The sequence below is a fragment of the Anaerostipes sp. MSJ-23 genome (assembly GCF_018918155.1).
Lineage (GTDB): Bacteria > Bacillota > Clostridia > Lachnospirales > Lachnospiraceae > Anaerostipes.
Window position 1 is genome coordinate 129,406 of sequence record NZ_JAHLPY010000002.1, and the last position, 22,578, is coordinate 151,983.

A 22,578-nucleotide genomic window follows, 5' to 3' on the forward strand; every position below is an offset into this window, starting at 1 on the left:
CAAATGTCATTTTCAAGTAATGTAAAAGAAGAGCTATCCAGAAATGAAACCGGTGCCAGACACTGCAAGATAGCAGAGCTGGCCGGTTTCATTAAATTTTGCGGAGAAGTGACTCAGGATGGCGAAAATTACAGGGTAAAAATACATACAGAGACAGTGACTGTTGCCAGAAGATTTTATACACTTTTGAAAGATCTGTTTAAAATCCAGGCGAAAATTGATGTAAGTAGAAATGATTTTCTAAAAAGAAGTAGAAATTATACAGTTAGTGTTGACAACAGGGATGATTGTGTTTTATTATTGAAAACAGTGAAGTTAATGGAACAAGATGAATTTGGACTAGTTCTTCAGAATACATGTTGTAAGAGAGCATATATTCGTGGAGCATTTCAGGCAGCTGGTTCCATGAGCGATCCAGAAAAAAATTATCATTTTGAGATCGTATCTGCAGATGAAAAAACATCAGAACAGTTAAAAGAGGTCTTGAATTTTTTCGAATTGGATGCTAAAATTGTTTTGCGGAAGAAATATTATGTCGTATATATTAAAGAAGGATCCAAGATTGTTGATGTATTAAATATTATGGAGGCTCATGTAGCATTGATGAAATTTGAAAACATCAGGATTTTGAAAGATATGCGTAATACCGTGAATCGAAGAGTCAATTGTGAAACTGCCAATATTCATAAGACGGTATCTGCCGCTGTGAAGCAGGTAGAGGATATTGAATATATCATGGAGCATAAGGGACTTCATCATTTGAGTCAGGGATTACAAGACATTGCTTATCTGCGCATGGAACATCCGGAAGCTACCCTGAAAGAGCTTGGTGATATGCTGGATCCTCCTGTTGGAAAATCCGGAGTAAATCATCGTCTGAAGAAGTTAAACAAAATGGCAGAAGAGATGAGATTAGGAGGAAAAGGATAAGAATGATTTCTAGAAATGTGAAAGTGCAGGCAGCATTAAAGGAAGAAGACAGACCAATCGCACTTCTCGTACAGATGGCAAGTCAGTTTGAAAGCAAGATTTTATTTGAGGCGGGAAATAAACAGGTAAATGTAAAAAGTATCATGGGTATGATGAGCCTCGGATTAAACCAGATTGAAGATTTGACTGTTGTAGCAGATGGCTCTGATGAAGAAGAAGCTGTTACACAGATCGAACATTATCTTACAAAAGGAGCATAGATTTTATCTGTGCTTTCATATATGCCGAAATAGCTCAGTTGGTAGAGCACTTCACTCGTAATGAAGGGGTCGCCGGTTCAAGTCCGGTTTTCGGCTGATGATTATAAAGCGTAAACCTTTTTGGGTTTACGCTTTTTTTATATGAAAAAACAGGGTTTCCCAAGAATAGGAAGACCCTGTTTTAATTTGTTACTTCGATAGTTTTCTGGATTAGATTTCAAGTAAGTCACTGTAAGCTTTTAATGCTCCATCTGTGTCATGAGCAAGAACGCGTTTTGCAAGGACTTTACCAAGCTGAACACCTTCCTGGTCAAAGCTGTTGATATTCCAGATGAATCCCTGGAACATGATTTTGTTTTCAAAATGAGCTAATAAAGCACCGAGTGATTCAGGAACTAATTTTTCACCAGTGATGATGCTGGATGGACGACCACCTTCAAATTTCTTGTTTTTATTTTCATCATCTTTACCACATGCAAATGCAACGATCTGAGCTGCAACGTTTGCACATAATTTCTTCTGGCTTGTACTTCCTTCAATTTCAACATCCATACCGATCTGGCTGTCTTTGAATCCAACGAATTGTAATGGAACAATGTCAGTTCCCTGATGTAATAACTGATAGAAAGAATGCTGTCCATTTGTACCAGGTTCACCAAAGATTACAGGTCCTGTTACATAGTTTACTGGTTCACCAAAACGGTTAACAGATTTACCATTTGATTCCATATCACACTGTTGTAAATGAGCAGGGAAACGGCTTAATGCCTGAGAGTATGGTAAAACAGCTGTATCAAGATATCCCTGAACGTTACGTTCATAAACACCAATTAAAGCATCCAGAAGATCTGGGTTTTTGAAGATGTCTTTGTTTGTTGCAAGTTTGTCTTCTTCTGCCATACCATCCAGGATTCTTGCAAAGATTTCAGGACCAAATGCAAGAGAAAGAATAACTCCGCCAACAGCAGATACAGAAGAATAACGTCCTCCGATAAAGTCATCCATGAAAATTGCAGTAAGATAATCATCACTCTTTGCAAGAGGAGATGTTTCGCTTGTTACAGCAAGCATATGTTTGGATGGATCAAGACCTGCTTTTGTCAGGGCATCTTTTACGAATGCTTCATTTGTCAGAGTCTCTAAAGTTGTTCCGGATTTAGACACAACAATAAACAGAGAACGTGATACATCAATTGATTTTAAAACAGCAGCTGCATCATCAGGATCTACGTTACTGATAAATTTTGCTTCCATTTTTGCAAGATTATTTTCTTTGGCCCAGTTTTCCAGAGCAATATATAAAGCACGAGGACCTAAGTCACTACCACCGATACCGATCTGAACAACCGTTGTAAATTTTTCACCAGCTTCATTTGTAATTTCACCAGCATGAACTTTGTTTGCAAAGTCAGCGGCTTTCTTTTGCTGTGAAACGTAGAATTCACGTTTATCAACACCATCAACAACGACTTTGTTTCCTAACTGTCTGCGAGCTAAATGATGAAGAACGAGACGCTGTTCACCAGTATTGATGATTGCCCCATTATATAATTCTTCAAATTTGTCAACTAACTGAGCTTCGTCAGCTAATTCTGCAAGTGCATCTAAGATTGTGTCATCGACCTGTTTTGCAGCGTAATTAAAATTCATGCCGGCAGCCATAGGTGTTGTGTATTTTGCTACACGTTTCGCACCGTTTTCACCAGACATTGCTTCTGCAATGTTTACACGATTTTTCATACCTGCAAGTTTGTCATAAGATGCCAAGGTATCAAGGTTTTTCCATGTTACCATAATAAAATCCTCCTTAAGTCCACAAATAATTTGTACTGTACATCAATGGAAATATTAAGAAATACAAATGTCCGCTAGGGATGTTTTGCAATCAAAATATTCTACTGATAATTATACAGAAAAACATAGTTGATTGCAATGCATGCACATTTAAAATCCATGGAAGCTATAAATAAAACTTATAACTACTGATCTGTTTTCGGTATTAGACGATGTAAGTATCATGTGCTATCATCAATGACAAGTAAAAAATAAAAACATATATAAAAAGTAGGAAAAGTAGGAAATAAAAAAGGAGCGATGCTGGATGATAAAAGAATTAGATCAAAAAACTTTGAAAGAAGTCTTAGAAGAAAATAAAATTGTTATTGTAGAGTTTTATTCAAAAACGTGTAGTCATTGTAGAAAACAAGAGGCAGGAATTGAAGAACTTTCAGAAGAAGAAACGGGAGTTTTTTTTGGAAAAGTAGAAATTCCAAAGGAAATAGCATTGGCAGAAGAATATGATGTAACTTCTCTTCCAACACTTTTGTATTTTAAAGAAGGAAAGATAAGAGAAAAATCTATAGGATTTACACATAAATTAATCGTTGCAGAAAATATAAAGAAGCTATAAGGAGTGATAGAAATGGGATACCCAAGTATTTTCCCGACAGGGACAACAATTTATAATAAAGAAAAAGCATTTAACGGATATACTGTATTTCCTTCAGATAAAGGGGCACTTTTGATTGATATGAATGGAAGAGAAGTGCAGCTTTGGGCAGGACTCGGAGGATTTCCAAATAAAATTCTTCCAGGAGGCTATGTCATGGGGACAACAGGAACAAGACCAGGAAAGAAAGCTTATCAAGATCAGATTGATCTCGTACAGGTTGATTGGGAAGGAAATATTGTTTGGAAATTTGATCATACAGAATTAATTGCAGATGGAGAAAAAGATCCGGTCTATATGGCAAGACAGCATCATGATTATCAAAGAGAAGGATCAACCGTAGGATATTATTATCCGGGAGGCGAACCAAAGACAACGGAAGGAAATACACTGATTTTAACACATGAAAATTTGTATCAGCATGAAATTTCAGACAAGCGCTTGATTGATGACAAAATTATTGAGGTTGACTGGGAAGGAAATATTTTATGGAGTTGGAGAGCTAGTGATCATTTTGACCAGCTTGGTTTTGATGAAGCAGCAAAAAATGCATTGTTCCGTAACCCATGTATACAAGGAGAAGCTGGTGGAGATTGGATGCATATTAATAGCATGTCAACGCTTGGTGAAAACAAATGGTATGATCAGGGAGATGAAAGATTTCATCCGGATAATATTATCTTTGATGCGAGAAATGCTAATATTCTTGGAATTATTAGTAAAAAAACAGGAGATATTGTCTGGAGACTTGGACCGGATTTCAATGAAAATGAAGCAACAAAAAAACTTGGTTGGATTATTGGACAACATCACTTTCATATGATTCCAAAAGGACTGGAAGGAGAGGGAGATTTTCTTGTATTTGATAATGGAGGAGAAGGCGGATATGGAATCCCAAATCCTGGAGCTTTGACTGGAGTTAATTGTGCAAGGAGAGATTATTCAAGAGTGTTACAGTTTAATCCTATTACATTAGAAATTACATGGCAGTATACACCACTGGAAGCCGGGAATTTGTTATTTACAGATGCTTCGAAATTTTATAGTTCTTATATTAGTTCTGCACAGCGACTTCCAAATGGAAATACTTTAATTACAGAAGGATCGGATGGAAGACTTATCGAAGTAACAAAAGATCATGAGGTTGTGTGGGAATATATTAATCCATATTTTCATACCATTCTTGGACAATTTACGAACAACATGGTTTATCGTGCATACCGTGTACCATATGAGTGGATTCCACAGTTAGAAAAACCAGAAGAAATATCAATTGAAAAAATAGATCCTTCGACATTTAGAGTACCTGGCTCGATTGTTGGTGCAGGACTTGGAAAAGTAACAACAATAGATGGAGTTGATCCAAATGTATCCCTGATGACAGGAGGAGGTTCTGAAGAAGACGAAGATACAGAAGTAAATTTCTGTGTGGCTACAGTAAAAAAGAGTGACTTGATTTAAGAGCAAGAGATAAAAGGATAAGGAGGATATTTGTACAATGAGAGCAAAAAGATGGACCGTTAGTATTTTAAGCATTATTTTAATTTTATCATTTGTTCTTGCTGGATGTGCAAAGTCTGGCGATGAAAGTACGAATGGTGGGAAAGCAGCGAAAAAATCTGGAAAATATACAGTTATAAACATTGGCTTCCCAAGCTCTGGGGCAGATTGGGCGGATGGACCGTTGGCGGTTGCAAAAGTATCGGGATATTTAGATGAATATTTACATCCACTTGGATATGAGGCAAAATTGACTGGATTTACAGGAGCAGCGCCGGCAATTCATGAGACTTTGACTTCTGGGGATCTTGATTATGCTTATTACGCAGGATTTGCTGGGGTTCTAGCAAAATCGAAAGGAATCGATACAAAATTACTAGCAGTGACAAGTTTTGGTTCCGTATGGCAGCTGGCAGTTAGTAAAGATTCTAAAATTAATTCTTTAAAAGATTTAAAAGGAAAGAAGATCGCATATCAGAGAGGTGCAACGCCTCAGATGTATGTTTTAAAAGTTTTACAGGAGGCAGGTCTTTCTGAAAAAGATGCACAGCTTGTAAATAGTACGATTCCAGAAGGACTTTCTGGGCTTTCAACAGGAGCTGTAGATGCAGCCGTTGTATCTTATGGGCAGGCAGATGAGCTAATAAAGCAAGGAAAGGCAAAGGTAATTCATAAAGGAATCGATGCAGATAAGGATAAATTTTATGAACCAAATGTTTTGATAGGAAGAACAGATTTTGTAAAGAAACATGCGGATGTGAATGTTGCGATCATTAAGGCAATGTTAAAAGCAAAAGATCAAATAAAAAAAGATCCGGAAAAATATTATGAATTATCTGCAAAGAAAAGCGGAAGAGATTTAAAACAGATCAAGGAAGTAGCTGTAAAAGATTTGAATATTGGATTTCCGGTAAATCTTGATAAGAGATATCTTTCTTCTTTAAAGACGATTGAAACTTTTGAAAAAGACAATAAGATTATACAAAATGATGTTGATTTTAAATCATGGGTAGATTCTTCCTATTTAAAAAAGGCACAAAAAGAGTATGAGCAGAAATAAGGGAGCGGAACATGAAGAGACAGACAAAAAACATACAAAATGTACTCGTATTTTTAAATATGATTTTATTACCAATTCTTATCATCATCGCTTGGCATTATGCGACAGTTAGTGGTGCGATGTCAACCTTGATTTTGCCAAAGATCAGCACGGTTCTTGAAACATTAAAGACAGAAATTACTCATGGGACTCTTGTTTCAGATATTGCAATTAGTTTAAGCCGTATTGCAAAAGGGTATGCGTTAGCTGTTGTAATTGGAATTCTACTCGGTGTTTTGATGGGAATGAATCAGACAGCAAATCGATTTTTTATGTTGACATTTACAGCAATCCGGCAGGTTCCGATGATTGCATGGGTTCCTATTTTGATCATATGGTTTGGAATTGGGGAAGAATCAAAAGTAGCAGTAATCTTTTTAGCTGCATATTTCCCAATCCTTGTAAATACGGTTGATGGAATTGAAAGAACGGATCCCAAATTGGTTGAAGTGGGGAAAATGTATCATTTAAATGGATGGCAGCAGTTTACGAAAATTTACCTGCCATCAGCTCTTCCTTCTATTTTTGTGGGATTAAAACTTGGACTTAGTGTTTCTTGGATGGCTGTTGTAGGAGCAGAAATGATTGCAGCAACTTCTGGAATTGGATTTCGGATCAATGATGCAAGAAGTTTGATGCAGTATCCAGTTGTATTTGCAGGAATGATCGCCATTGCAGTCATTGGTGTCATCATGGATTTTATCATATCATTTATATCGAAAGCATGCACACCATGGGAAAGAGGCAGGTGAGAAACATGGGAAAAGAATTAAAAATTCGGGATGTTAATAAAAGTTTTGACGTGAACGGAGAGAAAGTAAAAGTATTGAGTGATATTGGTCTCGACATTGAAGAAGGAGAATTTGTTGTTATTGTAGGACATAGTGGCTGTGGCAAAAGTACTCTTTTGAAAATTATTGCTGGTTTAGAGACGAATGATACAGGAACAGTTCAGATTGATGGAAAAGAAGTGAAGGGACCAGGGATTGATCGTGGAATGATCTTTCAAGAACATCGTCTTTTCCCTTGGATGAGTATAGAAAAAAATGTTCAGCTTGGGTTAAATGGAAAGTCAAAAAAAGAAAAAGAGAATATTTCAGATCAGTATTTGAGTCTGGTGAAACTTTCGGAATTTAAAAAAGCATATCCGGGACAGCTTTCTGGTGGAATGTCTCAAAGAGCTGCAATTGCCAGAGCGCTGGCAACTCAGCCAGAAGTCCTTTTATTAGATGAACCATTTGGAGCATTGGATGCATTAACAAAGATAGAACTTCAGGAAGAATTGTTAAAAATAAAAAAACGTTGTAAAAATACAATGATTATGGTGACACACGACATTGAGGAAGCTGTATTTTTAGCCGATCGGATTGTTGTTATGTCCTCAAGACCAGGAACGATTAAGGATATTATAAAAGTAGAACTTGGTCATACGAGAGATCGTGGAGGAAGTGATTTTGCCAAATATAAAAAGAAAATTTATAACTATTTCTTTGAAGATAAGATTGTAGCTCCAGAATATAATATTTAATTGAAATAAAAAATTGCCGTACAAAAAAGTATTGATATTTTGTACGGCAAAAATTTATTTAATCATCTATATTAAATTTATGTTCTAGGGCATCTTCTGCCAAATCCAATTGATCTTCTAATTTTTCAATGGAGTCTTCTCTTTTCTGATATTGTTCAAAGTTGAGCTGTTTGGATTTATAGTCATGTTCTAACTGGTCATCTAGGAAGTCAAGATCATCATCAATGGAATCGATTTGTTTTTTTATAGATTGAAATCGATGATGGTTTGTTGAAGGATTAGACGATATTTTGACATGATTGATCTGTTCTGTAAGTTTATTGATTCGTTTTTTATAAGAAGAAAAATCATTCATTACATTTTGAGCATCTGTAGTTTTAGAATTTGTCTGTGAATTGGATGTAGAAATTGTCGAAGTTTTTGTATTTTGTTTTGTTTCTTTCTTCCGTGCTGAGCATCCGAAAAAAGAGGAAATTGCCATTGCAGACATTATGAAAAGTAAAACTTTTTTCTTCATTTTAAATCTCCTTTCAATGATAAGTCTTAAAGATATTTTAAATTATAAAGCATATGCATATGAATTACAACGACAGAAAGAAGTCAGAGCTTCCTGTTTCAATCACTTTTTCGATATTTGATGCATATGGTTAGATGATAATGAAGCAAAGTACTGAATAATAATTTGAACAAACTTTATTTTTCAGTTTTAAAAGAAACAATCCTGTGTTACAATGGACTCCTGTGAGTCTGTATCCACAAGACGGACATCTTATGAGAAAAATACAGTGGTACACTGACAAATAAAAAAGAAAAGAGAGGAATTTATTTTGGAAAACAGAGAGAAGTTTTCATCAAGAATCGGTTTTATTCTGATATCGGCAGGGTGTGCGATTGGGCTTGGAAATGTATGGAGATTCCCGTTTATTACAGGACAGTATGGCGGTGCTGCGTTTGTACTAGTATACTTGTTTTTCCTAATGATTCTTGGACTTCCAATCATGGTCATGGAATATGCGGTTGGAAGAGCCAGTCAGAGAAGTATTGCAACATCGTTTCAGAAATTAGAACCGGCTGGCAGCAAATGGCACTGGTATAGTTATATTGGAATGGCAGGTAACTATCTTTTAATGATGTTTTATACGACGGTTGCTGGGTGGATGCTTTGTTATTTCGTAAAAATGTTAAAAGGTGATTTTGTACAGAGAAACCCACGTCAGGTAGAACATATTTTTGGAACGATGTTATCAGATCCAAAGACACAAATTTTTTGGATGGCAGTTGTGATTGTGCTTGGATTTTTGGTTTGTTCTCTTGGACTTCAAAATGGGGTAGAGAAGATTACAACCGTTATGATGTCTTGCCTATTTGTGGTTATTGTTATTTTGATTATTAGAAGTGTTACTTTAAATGGAGCTTCTGCAGGACTGAAGTTTTATTTGATTCCAGATTTTGCAGCGATGAAGAAGCAGGGAATTACAAAAGTTGTATTTGCAGCGATGGGACAGGCATTTTTTACTTTAAGTCTTGGAATTGGTGCGATTGCGATTTTTGGAAGTTATATAGATAAAAGTCGGAGACTGGCTGGCGAGGCAATCAGTGTAGCAGTTCTTGATACACTTGTTGCATTAATGGCCGGGCTTATTATTTTTCCAGCATGTTTTGCCTTTGGAGTAAATCCGGGAAGTGGTCCAAACCTTGTATTTATTACATTGCCCAATGTATTTAATGAGATGCCTGGAAGCAGGATTTGGGGAGCAATGTTTTTCTTATTTATGAGTTTTGCAGCGCTATCAACAATTATTGCAGTATTCCAGAATATCATCTCTTTTGCACAGGATTTATGGGGATGTAGCCTAAAAAAAGCCATTTTATTTAATATCATTGTTATTACATTATTATCTTTACCATGTGCACTTGGATTTAATGTATGGAGTTTTATTACACCATTTGGAGAAGGGTCCACGATTCAAGATTTGGAAGATTTTATTATCAGTAACAACATTCTTCCATTAGGATCTCTCGTATATTTATTGTTCTGTGTGACAAAATATGGATGGGGATGGGATAATTTTATGAAAGAAGCGAATGAAGGAAAAGGAATTAAATTTCCTAAATGGCCTAAATTTTATATTACGTATATCCTTCCGCTGATCGTATTATTTATTTTTATTCAAGGATATATCGATAAATTTTTTCTGTAATGATTAATGACAAAAAAATCAAAAAGAACCAAGAAGCAGAAAGTGATGCTTCTTGGTTCTTTTGTTTTCTTTATTTTGCGGCAGCTGCATGGTAGTTGCTATGATTGTTTCCTTCCGCCTTAAAAAGTTTCTTAAAGCAAGAGATGGCGACCATCAGTCCTAAGGCCATTAAAAGCAATGCCACGATCAGCTGGAGTCCGTCAATCATGAATACAAATCCTCCAGTTACGAAGATCTTTGTGAAAATTCCAATGACAGACTGTACCAATGCTGTAAATGTTACAACAAGCATGATGCACATTGGTGCATAAAGCATCCATCCTTTTCTTCCAGTTGTTAATAGGAAGACAGATAATGCGATCAGTACCAGAGATGCTAATAACTGGTTTGCAGCTCCGAATAAAGGCCAGATATTTTCATATCCGCCAAGGCATAATAAGAATCCAAGGAATAATGTAATTACAGTTGCAAAATATTTATTTGTAAACAGTTTTCTTACACCTGTAAGATCTGATGCATCTGCTGCATCTCCAAGGAATAGTTCCTGGAAAGACATACGTCCAATTCTGGCAACAGAGTCAAGAGATGTCAGGGCCAGTGCGGATACGCACATTGTCATAAAGCAGGTAGCAACATGTTTTGGGATACCAAGTAAAGTAAGGAATCCGGCAACATTACCAGAAAAGATCTGGAATGGAGTACCCTGTGGCATTTTACCACCAACGGCAGCAGCACCGACAACAACCAGTGCGATAACACCTAATAAGGATTCTATCATCATGGAACCATAACCAACACAGAGCATATCTTTTTCATTGCTAACTGTTTTTGAAGAGGTTCCAGAAGATACTAAGCTATGGAATCCTGATACAGCACCGCAGGCGATTGTGATAAATAATGTAGGGAATAAACTCTTTCCACCTACGTTAAAGCCGCTAAATACTGGAAGATTCATTGCTGGATGAGCAACAAAGACTCCAAGAACAGCACCGATGATCATACCAACTAATAAGAAAGTACTTAAATAATCACGAGGCTGCATCAATAACCACATTGGCATAACAGAAGCCAGGAATAAGTAAATCATGATGACACCTGTCCATGCACTCTTTCCGAAATATAATGGGAAGGCGATACCAACAGCAAGCATAACAATTAATAAAACAACACCGATTACAAATTCAACTATCTGATTTGGTTTTACATATTTGGTGAATAAACCAAACAGGATTGCACCTACGATAAACAGCATGGAAATAGAGGCGGCAGCTGCATTTGGAGTGCTCTTTGCCCCAGTTTCTGTAAAGCCATTAAAGGTTGTTGCAACCATGTCAGTAAAGGCTGCGATAACAAGTAACGTAAATAACCATGAAAACAGAAGGAATAATTTTCTTCCAGTTTTACCGATGTATTTTTCAATCAAGACACCCATGGATTTTCCTTCATTTTTTACAGAGGCATAAAGGGAGGTAAAATCCTGTACAGCACCAAAGAAAATTCCTCCGATCAGCAGCCATAAAAGAACTGGCAACCATCCAAACATTGCTGCGATAATTGGTCCGGTTACAGGACCTGCACCAGCGATGGATGAAAACTGATGAGAAAAGACAACCAGTTTTGGTGTCGGGATATAATCTTCTCCATCTTCATGTGTATAAGCAGGGGTTTTTGCCTTTGGATCAATGCCCCATGATTTTGCAAGCCACCGTCCGTAAAAGATATAACCGGCAGCTAATACAACGATTGCGATTGCTACGATTGTCAAGCTATTCATTTTTAATCACTCCTCTAAGTTTTAACATACTTTTTAATAAAACTTACAAAATACAAAATTTTTTGTGGACGGAAATTTTCCCGGGTTATGTTTTTTTATTTTATAAAATAAAAAATCGCCTTCCAAAATGCTTGTGCATTTTAGAAGACGAAACAATTTCCGCGGTACCACTTCTTTTATTACGATTGTAATCTCTTAGCCACATCCGTCAATGTGTTCCCTGATAACGGAAGGAATCCGGTCTCACTTACTTATTTTTCATGTTCAGTTGACTGCTCGCAGGGGATGCAGATAAAAGTCCTTTGCTGTTTTACACCACACAACAGCTCTCTGAAAAAGGGTCAGTCACTTGCCTGTCCTGCTCATTGCATTCTGTATTCGTTTCATTGGCACTTATTGTAGACTCGTAAAATGGCCTTGTCAAGAGAAAAATATGTATAATTTTAAATACAATTTTGCACTATTTCATAAGAGCTTTAGAAACTTCACTTAATTTCATTCCATTAGAACCTTTGATTAGCACAACATCTCCCTTTTTAAGATAATCCTTTAAAAATGCTGTTAATTCGCTGTTAGAATCAAAAGCACGTGTGTGAAGAGAAGGATTTTCTTTCCACGCTTCTTGAATATATTCTTTTGAAAGCTCGCCAGTAATAAAAAGGTCTGTCACTTTAGTAGAACCGATAAATTTTCCCACTTCTTTGTGATAAGAGGGAGAGTCAGGACCAAGTTCCAGCATGTCTGATAAAACAGCAATTTTTCTTCCACGTGTTTTGAAATCAGATAAAATGCTTAAACTTGCTTTCATGGAATCTGGGCTTGCATTGTAAGCATCATCGATTATTGTAAAGTCTCCAACGTTGACAATATTTTGTCTTTGACCAGAAAATGTGGATAATTGTTTTTTAATCGCTTCCATTGGAACGTGATATCGTAGGCCGATGGCGATGGCAGCGAGAGCGTTTGAAACATTATGTTTTCCGAGAACATTTAAGGTAATATCTTCTTTTTGTTTTCCGTAGCAGAATTGGAAGAGAGTCTGTCCATCTTTCTCATGGATTTTTTCTGCGCGATAAGTACAATCTTTTGCAAAACCGTAAAATTCATAAGGTTTTTTAACATAATCGATATGTTTGCGAATCATATCATTATCGCCGTTTAAGAAAAGAACACCGTCTTCTGGAAGTCCATTTTGAATATCTAGTTTTTCCAGGCAAATATTATCTCTAGATCCCATCATTTCGATATGAGATACACCGACATTAGTTACAACGCCAACATTTGGATGAATGATATTACCGAGAATTGTGATCTGTCCTTTCTCACTCATTCCCATTTCCAGAACACCGATTTCATCTTTGGATGTCAAATGATCTAAAGTTAGAGGGACACCAACTTGGCTATTTTGATTACCAATTGTTTCAAAAACCTGATATTTTCCTTTTAGGACATGAGCGATCATTTCTCTTGTGGTTGTTTTTCCGACACTTCCAGTAACACCGATGATTGGAAGGGACATTTTATTGCGGTAATAAGAAGCAATCTGCTGCATAGCTTTTAATGTATCTGGAACCTTAACATAAGGGGCATTGCCTTCCGCATGATTGTGTTCCTGTGTTAGGCAGGCTCCACCGTTTTTTAAGGCACTTGGGATAAAAACATGGGCATCCACTCGTTCTCCAATGATTGGAACAAATAGAGTGTTTGGTCCCATTTCCATAGAATTTGTACTAATGTGATCAATTTTAAAGGAAGGATCACCGCATAGCAAAGTTCCACCGGTTGCAGTTAAAATATCGTTAATTGTCATATTTTCCATATTTGAAACCTCAGTTCTGTTTGATTTATGATTTATATAGTGTATTACTATCCGATTATAGCATAAAACAGAATGGTATGATAAAATAAAAAAACATAAATAAAATAATATTTATGTAATTTATCATAAAATTAAAAAAATTTTTAGAAAGAGGTTTTATGAGTTTTACACATTTACATGTTCATACAGAGTATAGCCTTTTGGACGGATCGAGTAAGATCAAGGAACTAATTCATCAGACAAAAGAACTTGGAATGGACAGCATTGCGATTACAGACCATGGAGCGATGTATGGAGTGATCGATTTTTATAAGGCTGCAAGAACAGAAGGAATCAAGCCAATTATCGGATGTGAGATTTATGTAACAACGGGTTCGAGATTTGACAAAGACAGCAGGAAAGGTGAGCATCGTTATTACCATTTAGTATTACTTGCTGAAAATAATACAGGATATCATAATTTGATGAAAATCGTTTCCAGAGGGTTTACGGAAGGATTTTATTATAAACCGCGAGTTGATTATGAGGTATTAGAACGTTACAGAGAAGGACTCATTGCGTTAAGTGCTTGTTTGGCTGGAGAAGTGGCAACTTATATTAGGGAAGATCACTACGAAAAGGCAAAGGAGACGGCACTTAGGCTGCAAGATATCTTTGGAAAGGAACATTTCTTCCTGGAACTGCAGGATCATGGTATTAGTGAGCAGACAAAAGTGAATACGGCGCTGCTTCGGATGTCAAAAGAAACAGGCATTGAATTGGTGGCAACCAATGACATTCATTATACTTATAAAGAAGATGCGGAAGCACATGATATTCTTCTTTGTATCCAGACTGGAAAAAAAGTGCAGGATGAAGATCGTATGCGTTACGAAGGTGGACAGTATTATTTAAAGTCACCAGAAGAAATGCAGCGCTTATTTCCATACGCAGCGCAAGCTCTGGAAAATACAGGAAAAATTGCGCAGCGATGTAATGTAGAAATCGTATTTGGAGAGCAAAAAGTACCGAAATATGAAGTTCCGCAAGGGTATACAGCCGTCAGTTATCTCACACATCTTTGTGAGGAAGGAATAAAAAGAAGATATCCAGATGTAACAAAAGAGCTTAGAGAACGACTGGAATATGAGTTAAAAACCATCGAAAATATGGGATATGTTGATTATTTTCTGATCGTTTGGGATTTTATTCATTATGCCAAAGAAAACGGAATTGCCGTAGGACCTGGACGTGGATCTGCTGCTGGAAGTATTGTGGCTTATTGTTTGGAAATTACAGATATTGATCCTATCCGATATCAGCTGTTATTTGAGCGTTTCTTAAATCCAGAACGTGTATCCATGCCGGATATTGATGTAGATTTCTGTTATGAACGCAGGCAAGAAGTGATTGATTATGTAGTTAGAAAATATGGAAAAGAACAGGTTGTTCAGATTATTACTTTTGGAACAATGGCGGCAAGAGCGGTAATTCGTGATGTTGGAAGGGTACTTGATATTCCTTATGCAAAAGTTGATAGTATTTCGAAAATGGTACCAAATGAATTAAATATTACAATTGATAAGGCATTAAAAATGAGTCCGGATCTGAAAAAAATTTATACGCAAGATCGGGAAACACAATATTTAATTGATATGTCCAAACGTCTGGAAGGGCTTCCAAGGCATGCATCTATGCATGCAGCCGGAGTTGTCATCGGTAAGACAGCAATCGATGAATATGTTCCGCTTGCAACTGGTGCAGATAATGCGGTAGTTACTCAATTTACGATGACAACCATTGAAGAGCTTGGGTTGTTAAAAATGGACTTTCTTGGTCTTCGAACATTAACCGTCATTCAGGATGCAGAAAAAATGGTGCAAAAAAGGGTGCCTGATTTTGATATTACAAAAATAAATCCAGATGATCCGACTGTTTATGAGATGATTGGAAACGGTCATACCGAAGGAGTTTTTCAGTTGGAAAGTTCCGGAATGAAATCTTTTATGAAAGAATTAAAACCAGAAAATATGGAAGATATCATCGCGGGAATTTCTTTATACCGCCCAGGTCCGATGGATTTTATTCCGCGATATGTAGAAGGAAAAAATCACAGGGAAAGCATCCATTATGAATGTCAACAAATGGAAGAAATATTAGAGCCAACTTACGGATGTATTGTCTATCAGGAACAAGTTATGCAAATTGTTATGAAACTTGCTGGATATACGCTTGGACGTAGTGATCTTGTGCGGCGTGCCATGTCAAAAAAGAAGGGAGATGTCATGGCGCGTGAGAGACAGAATTTTGTCTATGGAAATGCTGACGAGAAGATTCCGGGTTGTATCAATAATGGAATTGATGAGAAAACAGCAAACCAGATTTGGGATGAAATGCTTGATTTTGCAAAATACGCATTTAATAAATCGCATGCTGCAGCGTACGCAGTTGTCGCTTATCGTACAGCCTATCTGCGGTGCCATTATCCGGTAGAATTTATGGCCGCATTATTGACATCAGTTCTTGGTAACACAGCAAAGATTGCAGAATATAGTTATGCTTGCAGGAAGCTTGGCATTGAAATTCTGCCTCCGGATATTAATTATGGAGAAGGAGCTTTTTCTGTTGACCATGGAAATATTCGCTATGGAATGACGGCAATTAAGAGTCTTGGAAAACCAGTCATTGATGCAATTATAAGAGAACGTAAAGACAATGGAAAATACAAAGATTTTAAGGATCTTGTAGAACGCCTCTCAAGCAAGGAAATCAATAAACGGACAGTGGAAAATTTAATTAAATCGGGTGCATTGGATAGTTTTGGTGTGACGAGAAAACAACAGATGCTTGTTTATGCAGGAGTCATTGATAGCATCCAAAAAGAGCGTAAAAATGAAATTGCAGGGCAAATGAGTCTTATGGATCTTCTCGGAGAGGAAGAGAAAGAATCTTTTCAGATTTCCTATCCTGATGTAGGAGAATATGAAAAAGAACAGCTTCTTGCTATGGAAAAGGAAGTGCTCGGAATTTATGTTAGTGGACATCCGTTAGATGATGATGTGACGCTTCTTGAACAGAGTGTGACAGCACATACATCTGATTTTGTTATGGATGAAGAAACCGGAAAGACAAAGATTCATGATCAACAAAGTTGCATTCTTGGCGGAATTATTAGTGAATTAACGGTTAAATTGACAAGAAGAAATCAGAATATGGCATTTCTTACTTTGGAAGATTTAAGAGGAACGGTTGATGTTGTTGTATTTCCAAGACAGTTTGCCGCGTACCAGTCTTTGTTAAAAGAAGATGCAAAAATTTTTATTAAAGGAACGGCGCAAGTTTCGGAGGAAGAAAGTAAATTGATTTGTAATCAGATTGCTTCTTTTGATGGAATTTCTCAGGAACTATGGATTCAATTCCAGAATAAAAATAAGTTTTTTGAGGCAGAATTATTGTTAAAAGAAACGTTAAGTGCATATAAAGGAAATTGTCCGGTGGTTGTTTATTGTAAGGAAGAACGGGCAGTGAACCGACTTGGACATGATTTCATGATAAATGGCGATGAAGAGCTTATGATTTTGTTAAAAAAGCGTTATGGAAAAGAAAATATTCGCATTAGATCGTTAGGATTATAACAAAGACTATTGAAAAATCGAGTCAAATGAATTAGAATAATTCTAGCTAAGAATTGTATGAGTTAAATTGGAGGATGTAGCAAATGGGAAAACCAAAAATTAAAACCATTGGTGTACTGACCAGTGGAGGAGACGCACCAGCAATGAACGCAGCAGTTAGATCTGTTGTAAGAATTGGTAAAGAACGCGGACTGAATGTAAAAGGTATTAAAAAAGGATACAATGGTCTGTTAAACGAAGAAATCGTAGATTTAACACCTAGAGATACTGCAGACAGTATTTCACATGGTGGAACAATTCTGTTCACTGCTCGTTGTGAAGAATTTAAGACACCAGAAGGACAGAAGAAGGGTGCAGATATTTGTAAAGCACACGGAATTGAAGGTCTGGTAGTCATCGGTGGTGATGGATCTTTCCAGGGAGCAAAAAAACTTGCAGAACTTGGAATTAACACAATCGCAGTTCCAGGAACCATCGATTTGGATATTGCATGCACAGAATATACCATTGGTTTCGATACAGCTGTTAACACAGCAATGGAAGCAATTGATAAAATCCGTGATACATCAACATCTCATGAAAGATGTAGTATCGTAGAAGTTATGGGACGTGGTGCTGGATACATCGCTTTATGGTGTGGTATTGCGACAGGAGCAGAAGATATTCTGATTCCAGAAAGCTTCGATGGAAACCTTCCAAAAGTAGAACAGCAAATCATCGAGCATCTGCTTCGTAACAGAGCAAGAGGTAAAACACATCATATGGTTATCAATGCAGAAGGTGTTGGACATTCTTACAGCATGGCTAAAAGAATCGAATCTGCAACAGGAATTGAAACAAGAGCAACAATTCTTGGACATATGCAGCGTGGTGGAAACCCTACAGCAAAAGATCGTGTTTACGCATCTATGATGGGTGCATATGCCGTTGATCTTCTTTGTGCAGGTAAGACAAACCGTGTTGTTGGATATCAGAATGGTAAATTCATGGATATGGACATTGAAGAAGGACTTGCAATGGAAAAACATATTGATGAATATCAGTTACAGATTGCTCATTTATTAGGTAAATAAGATTCAGAAAATAAAGAAAGAGAAAAGCATGGCCTCTTTTGTATGAGATGGAAGCTTGCTTTTCTCTTCTTTCAATTTAGAGAGAAGAGGTTAGAAGCGTGCCATGAAAAATTTAAAACCGGTACAGATTATACTGATAGGCTTTTTGCTTACCATTTTGGTAGGGTCTGTTCTTCTGACACTTCCAGTTGCATCAAAAAGTGGGCATATGACACCATATATTGATGCACTGTTTACAGCAACAACTTCTGTATGTGTGACAGGATTGGTTGTGGAAGTGACGATGACACACTGGAGTATTTTTGGACAATTTGTGATCATGCTCCTGATACAAATCGGAGGCCTTGGAGTTATTACAATAACAACAGGTATGTTGTTTTTACTTGGAAAAAGGTTATCTCTTGGAGATCGTCTGCTTGTTCAGGAATCCCTTGGATTAAATACGATGTCAGGACTTGTTAGAATGGTTTGCCGTATTTTTAAAGGTACTTTTTTGGTGGAAGGGTTAGGAGCTCTGCTTTTTGCAACGCAGTTTGTTCCACAATTTGGTGTTGGTTATGGATTATGGGCTTCCGTATTCAACTCCGTTTCTGCATTTTGTAATGCAGGGATGGACATTGTAAAGGAGGATAGCCTAAGATCTTATGTAAGCAATCCAGTTATCAATTTTACAACGATGGCCCTGATTATTTTAGGAGGACTTGGTTTTATTGTATGGAGAGATCTCTATCAGATGTTAAAAGAGGTAAGAAAAAGAAATTGTAGTTTGATTCGTGGAATACAAAAATTGAAATTTCATACAAAGATTGTATTGTCAGCGACGGCCTTTTTGATTATAGCAGGAACGGTGTTGATCTTTATCTTTGAATATCATAATCCACATACAATGGGAAATCTTCCGATAGGAGATAAGATCATGGCTTCAATGTTTCAGGCAGTAACGACCCGTACAGCTGGTTTTGAGACGGTAGCGCAAGGAGCTCTTTCCGAGGGATCTTCTTTGATTTCGATGATTCTAATGTTTATTGGAGGATCACCGATGGGAACTGCGGGTGGTGTAAAAACAATCACATTTGTTATTTTAATTTACTGTGTAATCGCGGTTGTAAAACAAGAAGATGATATTAGTTTATTTCGAAGAAGAGTATCCCCTTCTCTTGTATCAAAAGCACTTGCAATTATTGTGATTCATCTGATCGTTTTGCTAACATCTATTTTGCTGTTATTGCTTACTGATCATGGGACATTTATGAATACATGTTATGAGTGTGTTTCTGCTTTGGCCACAGTTGGATTAACAAAAGGAATGACTCCAGGATTGTCAATTGCAGGTAAGATGATTATTATCATTACAATGTATATCGGAAGAGTTGGACCAATTTCCATGGCGATGGGATTTTCAGAGAGTGGCAAAAAGAAAAAGAAACGGGTATTTAAATATCCACAAGAGGATCTGATTTTATAAAAAGAAATGTGAGGTTTGAGATGAAAAAATCAGTTGCAGTTTTAGGACTTGGTAAATTTGGAGATAGTGTGGCAAGAAATTTGATGAAAGATGGAGCAGAAGTACTTGCCATAGATATCAAGGAAGATCTTGTAAGAGAAATTGCGGATGATGTTACCTGTGCAGTGTGTGCGGATGTATCTGATCGAGAGATGATGAGTAGTATTGGTCTTGAGGAAATGGATGCGATGGTTCTTGCAACGGCAGAACATCTTGATGCCAGTGTTATGGCAGTAATGATTGCAAAAGAAATTGGAGTGCCATATATTCTTGCAAAGGCAGATGGAAAATTAAAAGGAGAAATTTTACGAAGAGTTGGAGCCGATGAAATTGTTTATCCAGAAGAAGAAATGGGGGCAAGAATTGCAAACAATCTTCTGGGAGGAAGAATGACAGATCTTTTTGATTTGTCAGCGGATACAAGTATTGTAAAAATTTCTGTTAGACAGGAATGGGTTGGAAAATCTCTTGCAGAGATTAATTTTAGAGAACGGTATCATTTAAATGTGATTGCAATTGAAAGTCATCAAGGTGTAGATGGAGCACCGAATCCAAATGAACCACTGCAGGAAAATCAAAGTCTTGTATTAATCGGGAAAAAAGATTGTCTTTCAAAACTTCGTTGAGGGAAATTATGATTACAACAAATCAGAACAAACAGATAAAAAATATTTTAAAATTAAAAAAAAGTGCTAGAGAGCGTAGGAAACAAGGATTATTTCTTGTAGAAGGTATTCGCATGTTTGAAGAAATTCCAGAAAAACTATTGTACAAAGCATTTGTAACAGAAGAATTTTTTCAAATGCATAAAGAATTATTCCAACAGATAGAACCAGAATTTGTATCAGAAAAAATTATGAAAGAAATTTCGGATACAATGACACCACAAGGGGTTCTTGCACTTGTAAAAATGCAAAAATATGAGTTGGAAGACCTTGTAAAAGGGAATCCATTACTTCTGGTTCTTGAAAATATTCAGGATCCAGGCAATCTTGGAACAATTCTGCGGACAGGAGAAGGGGCTGGTGTGACAGGAGTTCTTATGAGTCGTGATACGGTGGATATTTATAATCCAAAAGTCATAAGATCTACCATGGGTTCTATTTTCCGTATGCCGTTTTTATATATAGACAATATGGATGAGGCACTTGAATTTCTGAAAAAAAGCCATATTACAACGTATGCAGCGCATCTGGATGGAACAAACTATACAAAAGAAAACTTCCATCAAGGGACGGCATTTTTCATTGGAAATGAAGGAAATGGCCTTAGTCAACACATGTCAGATGCTGCACAGAAGTTAATCAAAATTCCAATGCATGGAAAGGTTGAATCGTTAAATGCAGCAATGGCATCCGGACTTCTTGTCTATGAGGCAAGACGTCAGCGAGAGGAAGGAGGAAAGTAGCGTGTATGCACTTTACTGGATCGGGGCTACAATTGTGTTTTTGTTGGTCGAAATTATGACTCTTGGTCTGACCAGTATCTGGTTTGCTGCAGGTGCTTTTGTGGCAGGAATCGCAGCTTTTGTCGGAGCATCTTTGATGGTTCAGATGATTTTGTTCCTTGTTATTACAGCGATTCTTTTTGCCTTGACAAGACCTTGGGCAAAAAAATATTTAAATAGCAGGGTGCAAAAAACAAATGTAGATGCTTTGATTGGTGAGAAAGGTCTGGTTCGAGAGACGATCGATAATCGCCTAGAAACCGGAAAAGTTTATGTTAACGGGTTAGATTGGACTGCAAGATCAGAGGATGGAATACCGATTCCAAAAGACATGGAAGTAAAAATTTGTGATATCAGAGGAGTAAAACTGATCGTAAGAGCAATCAGTGAGGATGAAGAGGAGGCGTAATATGGCAATTATTTTTTTAGCGGTCATTATTATACTTGTTGTGTTAGTAATTATTTCAACAATCCGCGTTGTACCGCAGGCACATGCTTATGTGGTAGAAAGACTTGGTGCTTATCAGGGCACATGGTCTGTAGGGCTTCATGTAAAAGTTCCGTTTATTGATCGTGTGGCAAGAAAGGTAAATTTAAAGGAACAGGTTGTAGATTTTCCACCACAGCCGGTCATTACAAAAGATAATGTCACCATGCAGATTGACACTGTTGTTTATTTTCAGATTACAGATCCTAAATTGTATAGTTATGGAGTAGAAAATCCAATCATGGCAATTGAAAATCTGACAGCGACAACGCTTCGTAATGTCATTGGAGATTTGGAATTGGATGAAACATTGACTTCAAGAGAAACAATCAATACACAGATGCGTTCGACTCTAGATGTTGCAACAGATCCATGGGGAATCAAGGTCAATCGTGTAGAATTAAAAAATATCATTCCACCAGCAGCAATTCAAGATGCTATGGAAAAACAGATGAAGGCGGAACGAGAAAGACGAGAAGCTATTCTGATTGCGGAAGGTGAAAAGAAATCTGCAATTTTACGTGCAGAGGGACAAAAGGAATCCGTGGTTCTTCAGGCACAGGGTGATAAAGAATCTGCAATCTTACGTGCAGAAGCTCAAAAAGAGGCAACGATTAAAGAAGCCGAAGGTCAGGCAGAGGCGATTCGTAAAATTCAGCAAGCCAATGCACAGGGAATTGAATTTATTAAAAATGCAGGTGCAGATGATGCAGTTATTCAGTTAAAGAGTCTGGAAGCGTTTGCAAAAGCGGCTGATGGAAAAGCAACAAAAATTATCATTCCATCAGAAATTCAAAGCCTTGCAGGACTTGTAAAATCTGTAACGGAGATTGGACAAAAAGAAGAAGCAGATGTATAATCCAGGAAGGATAGACTGATCAATATGGAATAAC

Annotated in this window: 19 protein-coding genes, 1 tRNA gene and 1 other annotated feature; of the genes, 16 read left to right on the forward strand and 4 right to left on the reverse strand. The window is 37.0% G+C overall.

Going from position 1 to position 22,578, the window contains the following annotated elements; genetic code table 11:
* Positions 1–3 precede the first annotated feature (3 nt).
* The 3 genes from whiA (at position 4) to KQI71_RS02545 (ending at position 1,286) form a co-directional block, all read left to right on the forward strand.
* Positions 4–930 carry a DNA-binding protein WhiA gene (gene whiA, locus KQI71_RS02535; protein ID WP_216433785.1) on the forward strand — a complete coding sequence of 309 codons (927 nt, stop codon included), beginning with the start codon at positions 4–6 and terminating at the stop codon, positions 928–930.
* Positions 931–932: 2 nt separating this feature from the next.
* Positions 933–1,190: an HPr family phosphocarrier protein gene (locus KQI71_RS02540; protein WP_216433787.1), complete on the forward strand. Its 258-nt coding sequence runs from the start codon at positions 933–935 to the stop codon at positions 1,188–1,190.
* A gap of 23 nt (positions 1,191–1,213) precedes the next feature.
* Positions 1,214–1,286: transfer RNA gene (locus tag KQI71_RS02545), tRNA-Thr, on the forward strand.
* A 114-nt stretch (positions 1,287–1,400) separates the two neighbouring features.
* Here KQI71_RS02545 and KQI71_RS02550 read toward each other — a convergent pair.
* A complete protein-coding gene (locus KQI71_RS02550; protein WP_216433789.1) occupies positions 1,401–2,984 on the reverse strand; it encodes a glucose-6-phosphate isomerase in 1,584 nt (527 codons plus the stop codon).
* Between the two features lie 307 nt (positions 2,985–3,291).
* On the opposite strand from KQI71_RS02550, the gene KQI71_RS02555 reads away from it, so the two are divergent.
* Genes KQI71_RS02555 through KQI71_RS02575 form a run of 5 tightly spaced genes read left to right on the forward strand, consistent with a single transcriptional unit; the run spans position 3,292 to position 7,766 of the window.
* Entirely contained in the window at positions 3,292–3,600 is a 309-nt protein-coding gene (locus tag KQI71_RS02555) for a thioredoxin family protein (RefSeq protein WP_216433791.1), read from the forward strand.
* A gap of 12 nt (positions 3,601–3,612) precedes the next feature.
* Positions 3,613–5,100 carry an aryl-sulfate sulfotransferase gene (locus KQI71_RS02560; RefSeq protein ID WP_216433793.1) on the forward strand — a complete coding sequence of 496 codons (1,488 nt, stop codon included), beginning with the start codon at positions 3,613–3,615 and terminating at the stop codon, positions 5,098–5,100.
* Positions 5,101–5,137: 37 nt separating this feature from the next.
* Positions 5,138–6,199 carry an ABC transporter substrate-binding protein gene (locus KQI71_RS02565; RefSeq protein ID WP_216433795.1) on the forward strand — a complete coding sequence of 354 codons (1,062 nt, stop codon included), beginning with the start codon at positions 5,138–5,140 and terminating at the stop codon, positions 6,197–6,199.
* A gap of 11 nt (positions 6,200–6,210) precedes the next feature.
* Entirely contained in the window at positions 6,211–6,990 is a 780-nt protein-coding gene (locus KQI71_RS02570; protein ID WP_216433797.1) for an ABC transporter permease, read from the forward strand.
* 5 nt (positions 6,991–6,995) lie between these two features.
* Complete coding sequence (locus KQI71_RS02575) at positions 6,996–7,766, forward strand: ABC transporter ATP-binding protein (protein ID WP_216433799.1); 771 nt, start codon at positions 6,996–6,998, stop codon at positions 7,764–7,766.
* A 58-nt stretch (positions 7,767–7,824) separates the two neighbouring features.
* Here KQI71_RS02575 and KQI71_RS02580 read toward each other — a convergent pair whose 3' ends face one another.
* Positions 7,825–8,283, reverse strand: coding sequence for an entericidin EcnA/B family protein (locus KQI71_RS02580; RefSeq protein WP_253287900.1), 459 nt, complete (start codon positions 8,281–8,283; stop codon positions 7,825–7,827).
* A 310-nt stretch (positions 8,284–8,593) separates the two neighbouring features.
* Between KQI71_RS02580 and KQI71_RS02585 the strand changes: the two genes are divergently transcribed.
* Complete coding sequence (locus KQI71_RS02585; RefSeq protein WP_216433801.1) at positions 8,594–9,967, forward strand: sodium-dependent transporter; 1,374 nt, start codon at positions 8,594–8,596, stop codon at positions 9,965–9,967.
* A 70-nt stretch (positions 9,968–10,037) separates the two neighbouring features.
* On the opposite strand, the gene KQI71_RS02590 is transcribed toward KQI71_RS02585, so the two are convergent.
* Together KQI71_RS02590 and KQI71_RS02595 are read right to left on the reverse strand one after the other, a co-directional pair.
* Complete coding sequence (locus tag KQI71_RS02590; RefSeq protein ID WP_216433803.1) at positions 10,038–11,741, reverse strand: carbon starvation CstA family protein; 1,704 nt, start codon at positions 11,739–11,741, stop codon at positions 10,038–10,040.
* A 140-nt stretch (positions 11,742–11,881) separates the two neighbouring features.
* Positions 11,882–12,116, reverse strand: a binding site (T-box leader).
* 85 nt (positions 12,117–12,201) lie between these two features.
* Positions 12,202–13,560 carry a UDP-N-acetylmuramoyl-tripeptide--D-alanyl-D-alanine ligase gene (locus KQI71_RS02595; RefSeq protein WP_216433805.1) on the reverse strand — a complete coding sequence of 453 codons (1,359 nt, stop codon included), beginning with the start codon at positions 13,558–13,560 and terminating at the stop codon, positions 12,202–12,204.
* A 158-nt stretch (positions 13,561–13,718) separates the two neighbouring features.
* Between KQI71_RS02595 and KQI71_RS02600 the strand changes: the two genes are divergently transcribed.
* From KQI71_RS02600 to KQI71_RS02630, 7 genes are all read left to right on the forward strand, one after another.
* Positions 13,719–17,174 (forward strand): DNA polymerase III subunit alpha, encoded by a 3,456-nt coding sequence (locus KQI71_RS02600; RefSeq protein WP_216433806.1) that lies wholly within the window; start codon positions 13,719–13,721, stop codon positions 17,172–17,174.
* A gap of 83 nt (positions 17,175–17,257) precedes the next feature.
* On the forward strand, positions 17,258–18,247 hold the full coding sequence (gene pfkA, locus KQI71_RS02605) for a 6-phosphofructokinase (RefSeq protein ID WP_216433808.1): 990 nt from the start codon (positions 17,258–17,260) through the stop codon (positions 18,245–18,247).
* Between the two features lie 103 nt (positions 18,248–18,350).
* Positions 18,351–19,712, forward strand: coding sequence for a TrkH family potassium uptake protein (locus tag KQI71_RS02610; RefSeq protein WP_216433810.1), 1,362 nt, complete (start codon positions 18,351–18,353; stop codon positions 19,710–19,712).
* Positions 19,713–19,732: 20 nt separating this feature from the next.
* Positions 19,733–20,377: a potassium channel family protein gene (locus tag KQI71_RS02615; RefSeq protein WP_216433812.1), complete on the forward strand. Its 645-nt coding sequence runs from the start codon at positions 19,733–19,735 to the stop codon at positions 20,375–20,377.
* Positions 20,378–20,385: 8 nt separating this feature from the next.
* Positions 20,386–21,159: a TrmH family RNA methyltransferase gene (locus KQI71_RS02620; RefSeq protein WP_216433814.1), complete on the forward strand. Its 774-nt coding sequence runs from the start codon at positions 20,386–20,388 to the stop codon at positions 21,157–21,159.
* 1 nt (position 21,160) lies between these two features.
* Positions 21,161–21,607, forward strand: a complete 447-nt coding sequence (locus KQI71_RS02625; protein ID WP_216433816.1) for an NfeD family protein — start codon at positions 21,161–21,163, stop codon at positions 21,605–21,607.
* Position 21,608: 1 nt separating this feature from the next.
* Complete coding sequence (locus tag KQI71_RS02630; RefSeq protein WP_216433817.1) at positions 21,609–22,544, forward strand: SPFH domain-containing protein; 936 nt, start codon at positions 21,609–21,611, stop codon at positions 22,542–22,544.
* The last annotated feature ends 34 nt before the right edge of the window (positions 22,545–22,578 follow it).

Bases quoted from the DNA above. Each gene is read 5' to 3' on its own strand.
- whiA (WP_216433785.1), top strand. From the start codon at position 4: ATGTCATTTTCAAGTAATGTAAAAGAAGAGCTATCCAGAAATGAAACC.
- KQI71_RS02540 (WP_216433787.1), top strand. From the start codon at position 933: ATGATTTCTAGAAATGTGAAAGTGCAGGCAGCATTAAAGGAAGAAGAC.
- KQI71_RS02550 (WP_216433789.1), bottom strand. From the start codon at position 2,984: ATGGTAACATGGAAAAACCTTGATACCTTGGCATCTTATGACAAACTT.
- KQI71_RS02555 (WP_216433791.1), top strand. From the start codon at position 3,292: ATGATAAAAGAATTAGATCAAAAAACTTTGAAAGAAGTCTTAGAAGAA.
- KQI71_RS02560 (WP_216433793.1), top strand. From the start codon at position 3,613: ATGGGATACCCAAGTATTTTCCCGACAGGGACAACAATTTATAATAAA.
- KQI71_RS02565 (WP_216433795.1), top strand. From the start codon at position 5,138: ATGAGAGCAAAAAGATGGACCGTTAGTATTTTAAGCATTATTTTAATT.
- KQI71_RS02570 (WP_216433797.1), top strand. From the start codon at position 6,211: ATGAAGAGACAGACAAAAAACATACAAAATGTACTCGTATTTTTAAAT.
- KQI71_RS02575 (WP_216433799.1), top strand. From the start codon at position 6,996: ATGGGAAAAGAATTAAAAATTCGGGATGTTAATAAAAGTTTTGACGTG.
- KQI71_RS02580 (WP_253287900.1), bottom strand. From the start codon at position 8,283: ATGAAGAAAAAAGTTTTACTTTTCATAATGTCTGCAATGGCAATTTCC.
- KQI71_RS02590 (WP_216433803.1), bottom strand. From the start codon at position 11,741: ATGAATAGCTTGACAATCGTAGCAATCGCAATCGTTGTATTAGCTGCC.
- KQI71_RS02595 (WP_216433805.1), bottom strand. From the start codon at position 13,560: ATGGAAAATATGACAATTAACGATATTTTAACTGCAACCGGTGGAACT.
- KQI71_RS02600 (WP_216433806.1), top strand. From the start codon at position 13,719: ATGAGTTTTACACATTTACATGTTCATACAGAGTATAGCCTTTTGGAC.
- pfkA (WP_216433808.1), top strand. From the start codon at position 17,258: ATGGGAAAACCAAAAATTAAAACCATTGGTGTACTGACCAGTGGAGGA.
- KQI71_RS02610 (WP_216433810.1), top strand. From the start codon at position 18,351: ATGAAAAATTTAAAACCGGTACAGATTATACTGATAGGCTTTTTGCTT.
- KQI71_RS02615 (WP_216433812.1), top strand. From the start codon at position 19,733: ATGAAAAAATCAGTTGCAGTTTTAGGACTTGGTAAATTTGGAGATAGT.
- KQI71_RS02620 (WP_216433814.1), top strand. From the start codon at position 20,386: ATGATTACAACAAATCAGAACAAACAGATAAAAAATATTTTAAAATTA.
- KQI71_RS02630 (WP_216433817.1), top strand. From the start codon at position 21,609: ATGGCAATTATTTTTTTAGCGGTCATTATTATACTTGTTGTGTTAGTA.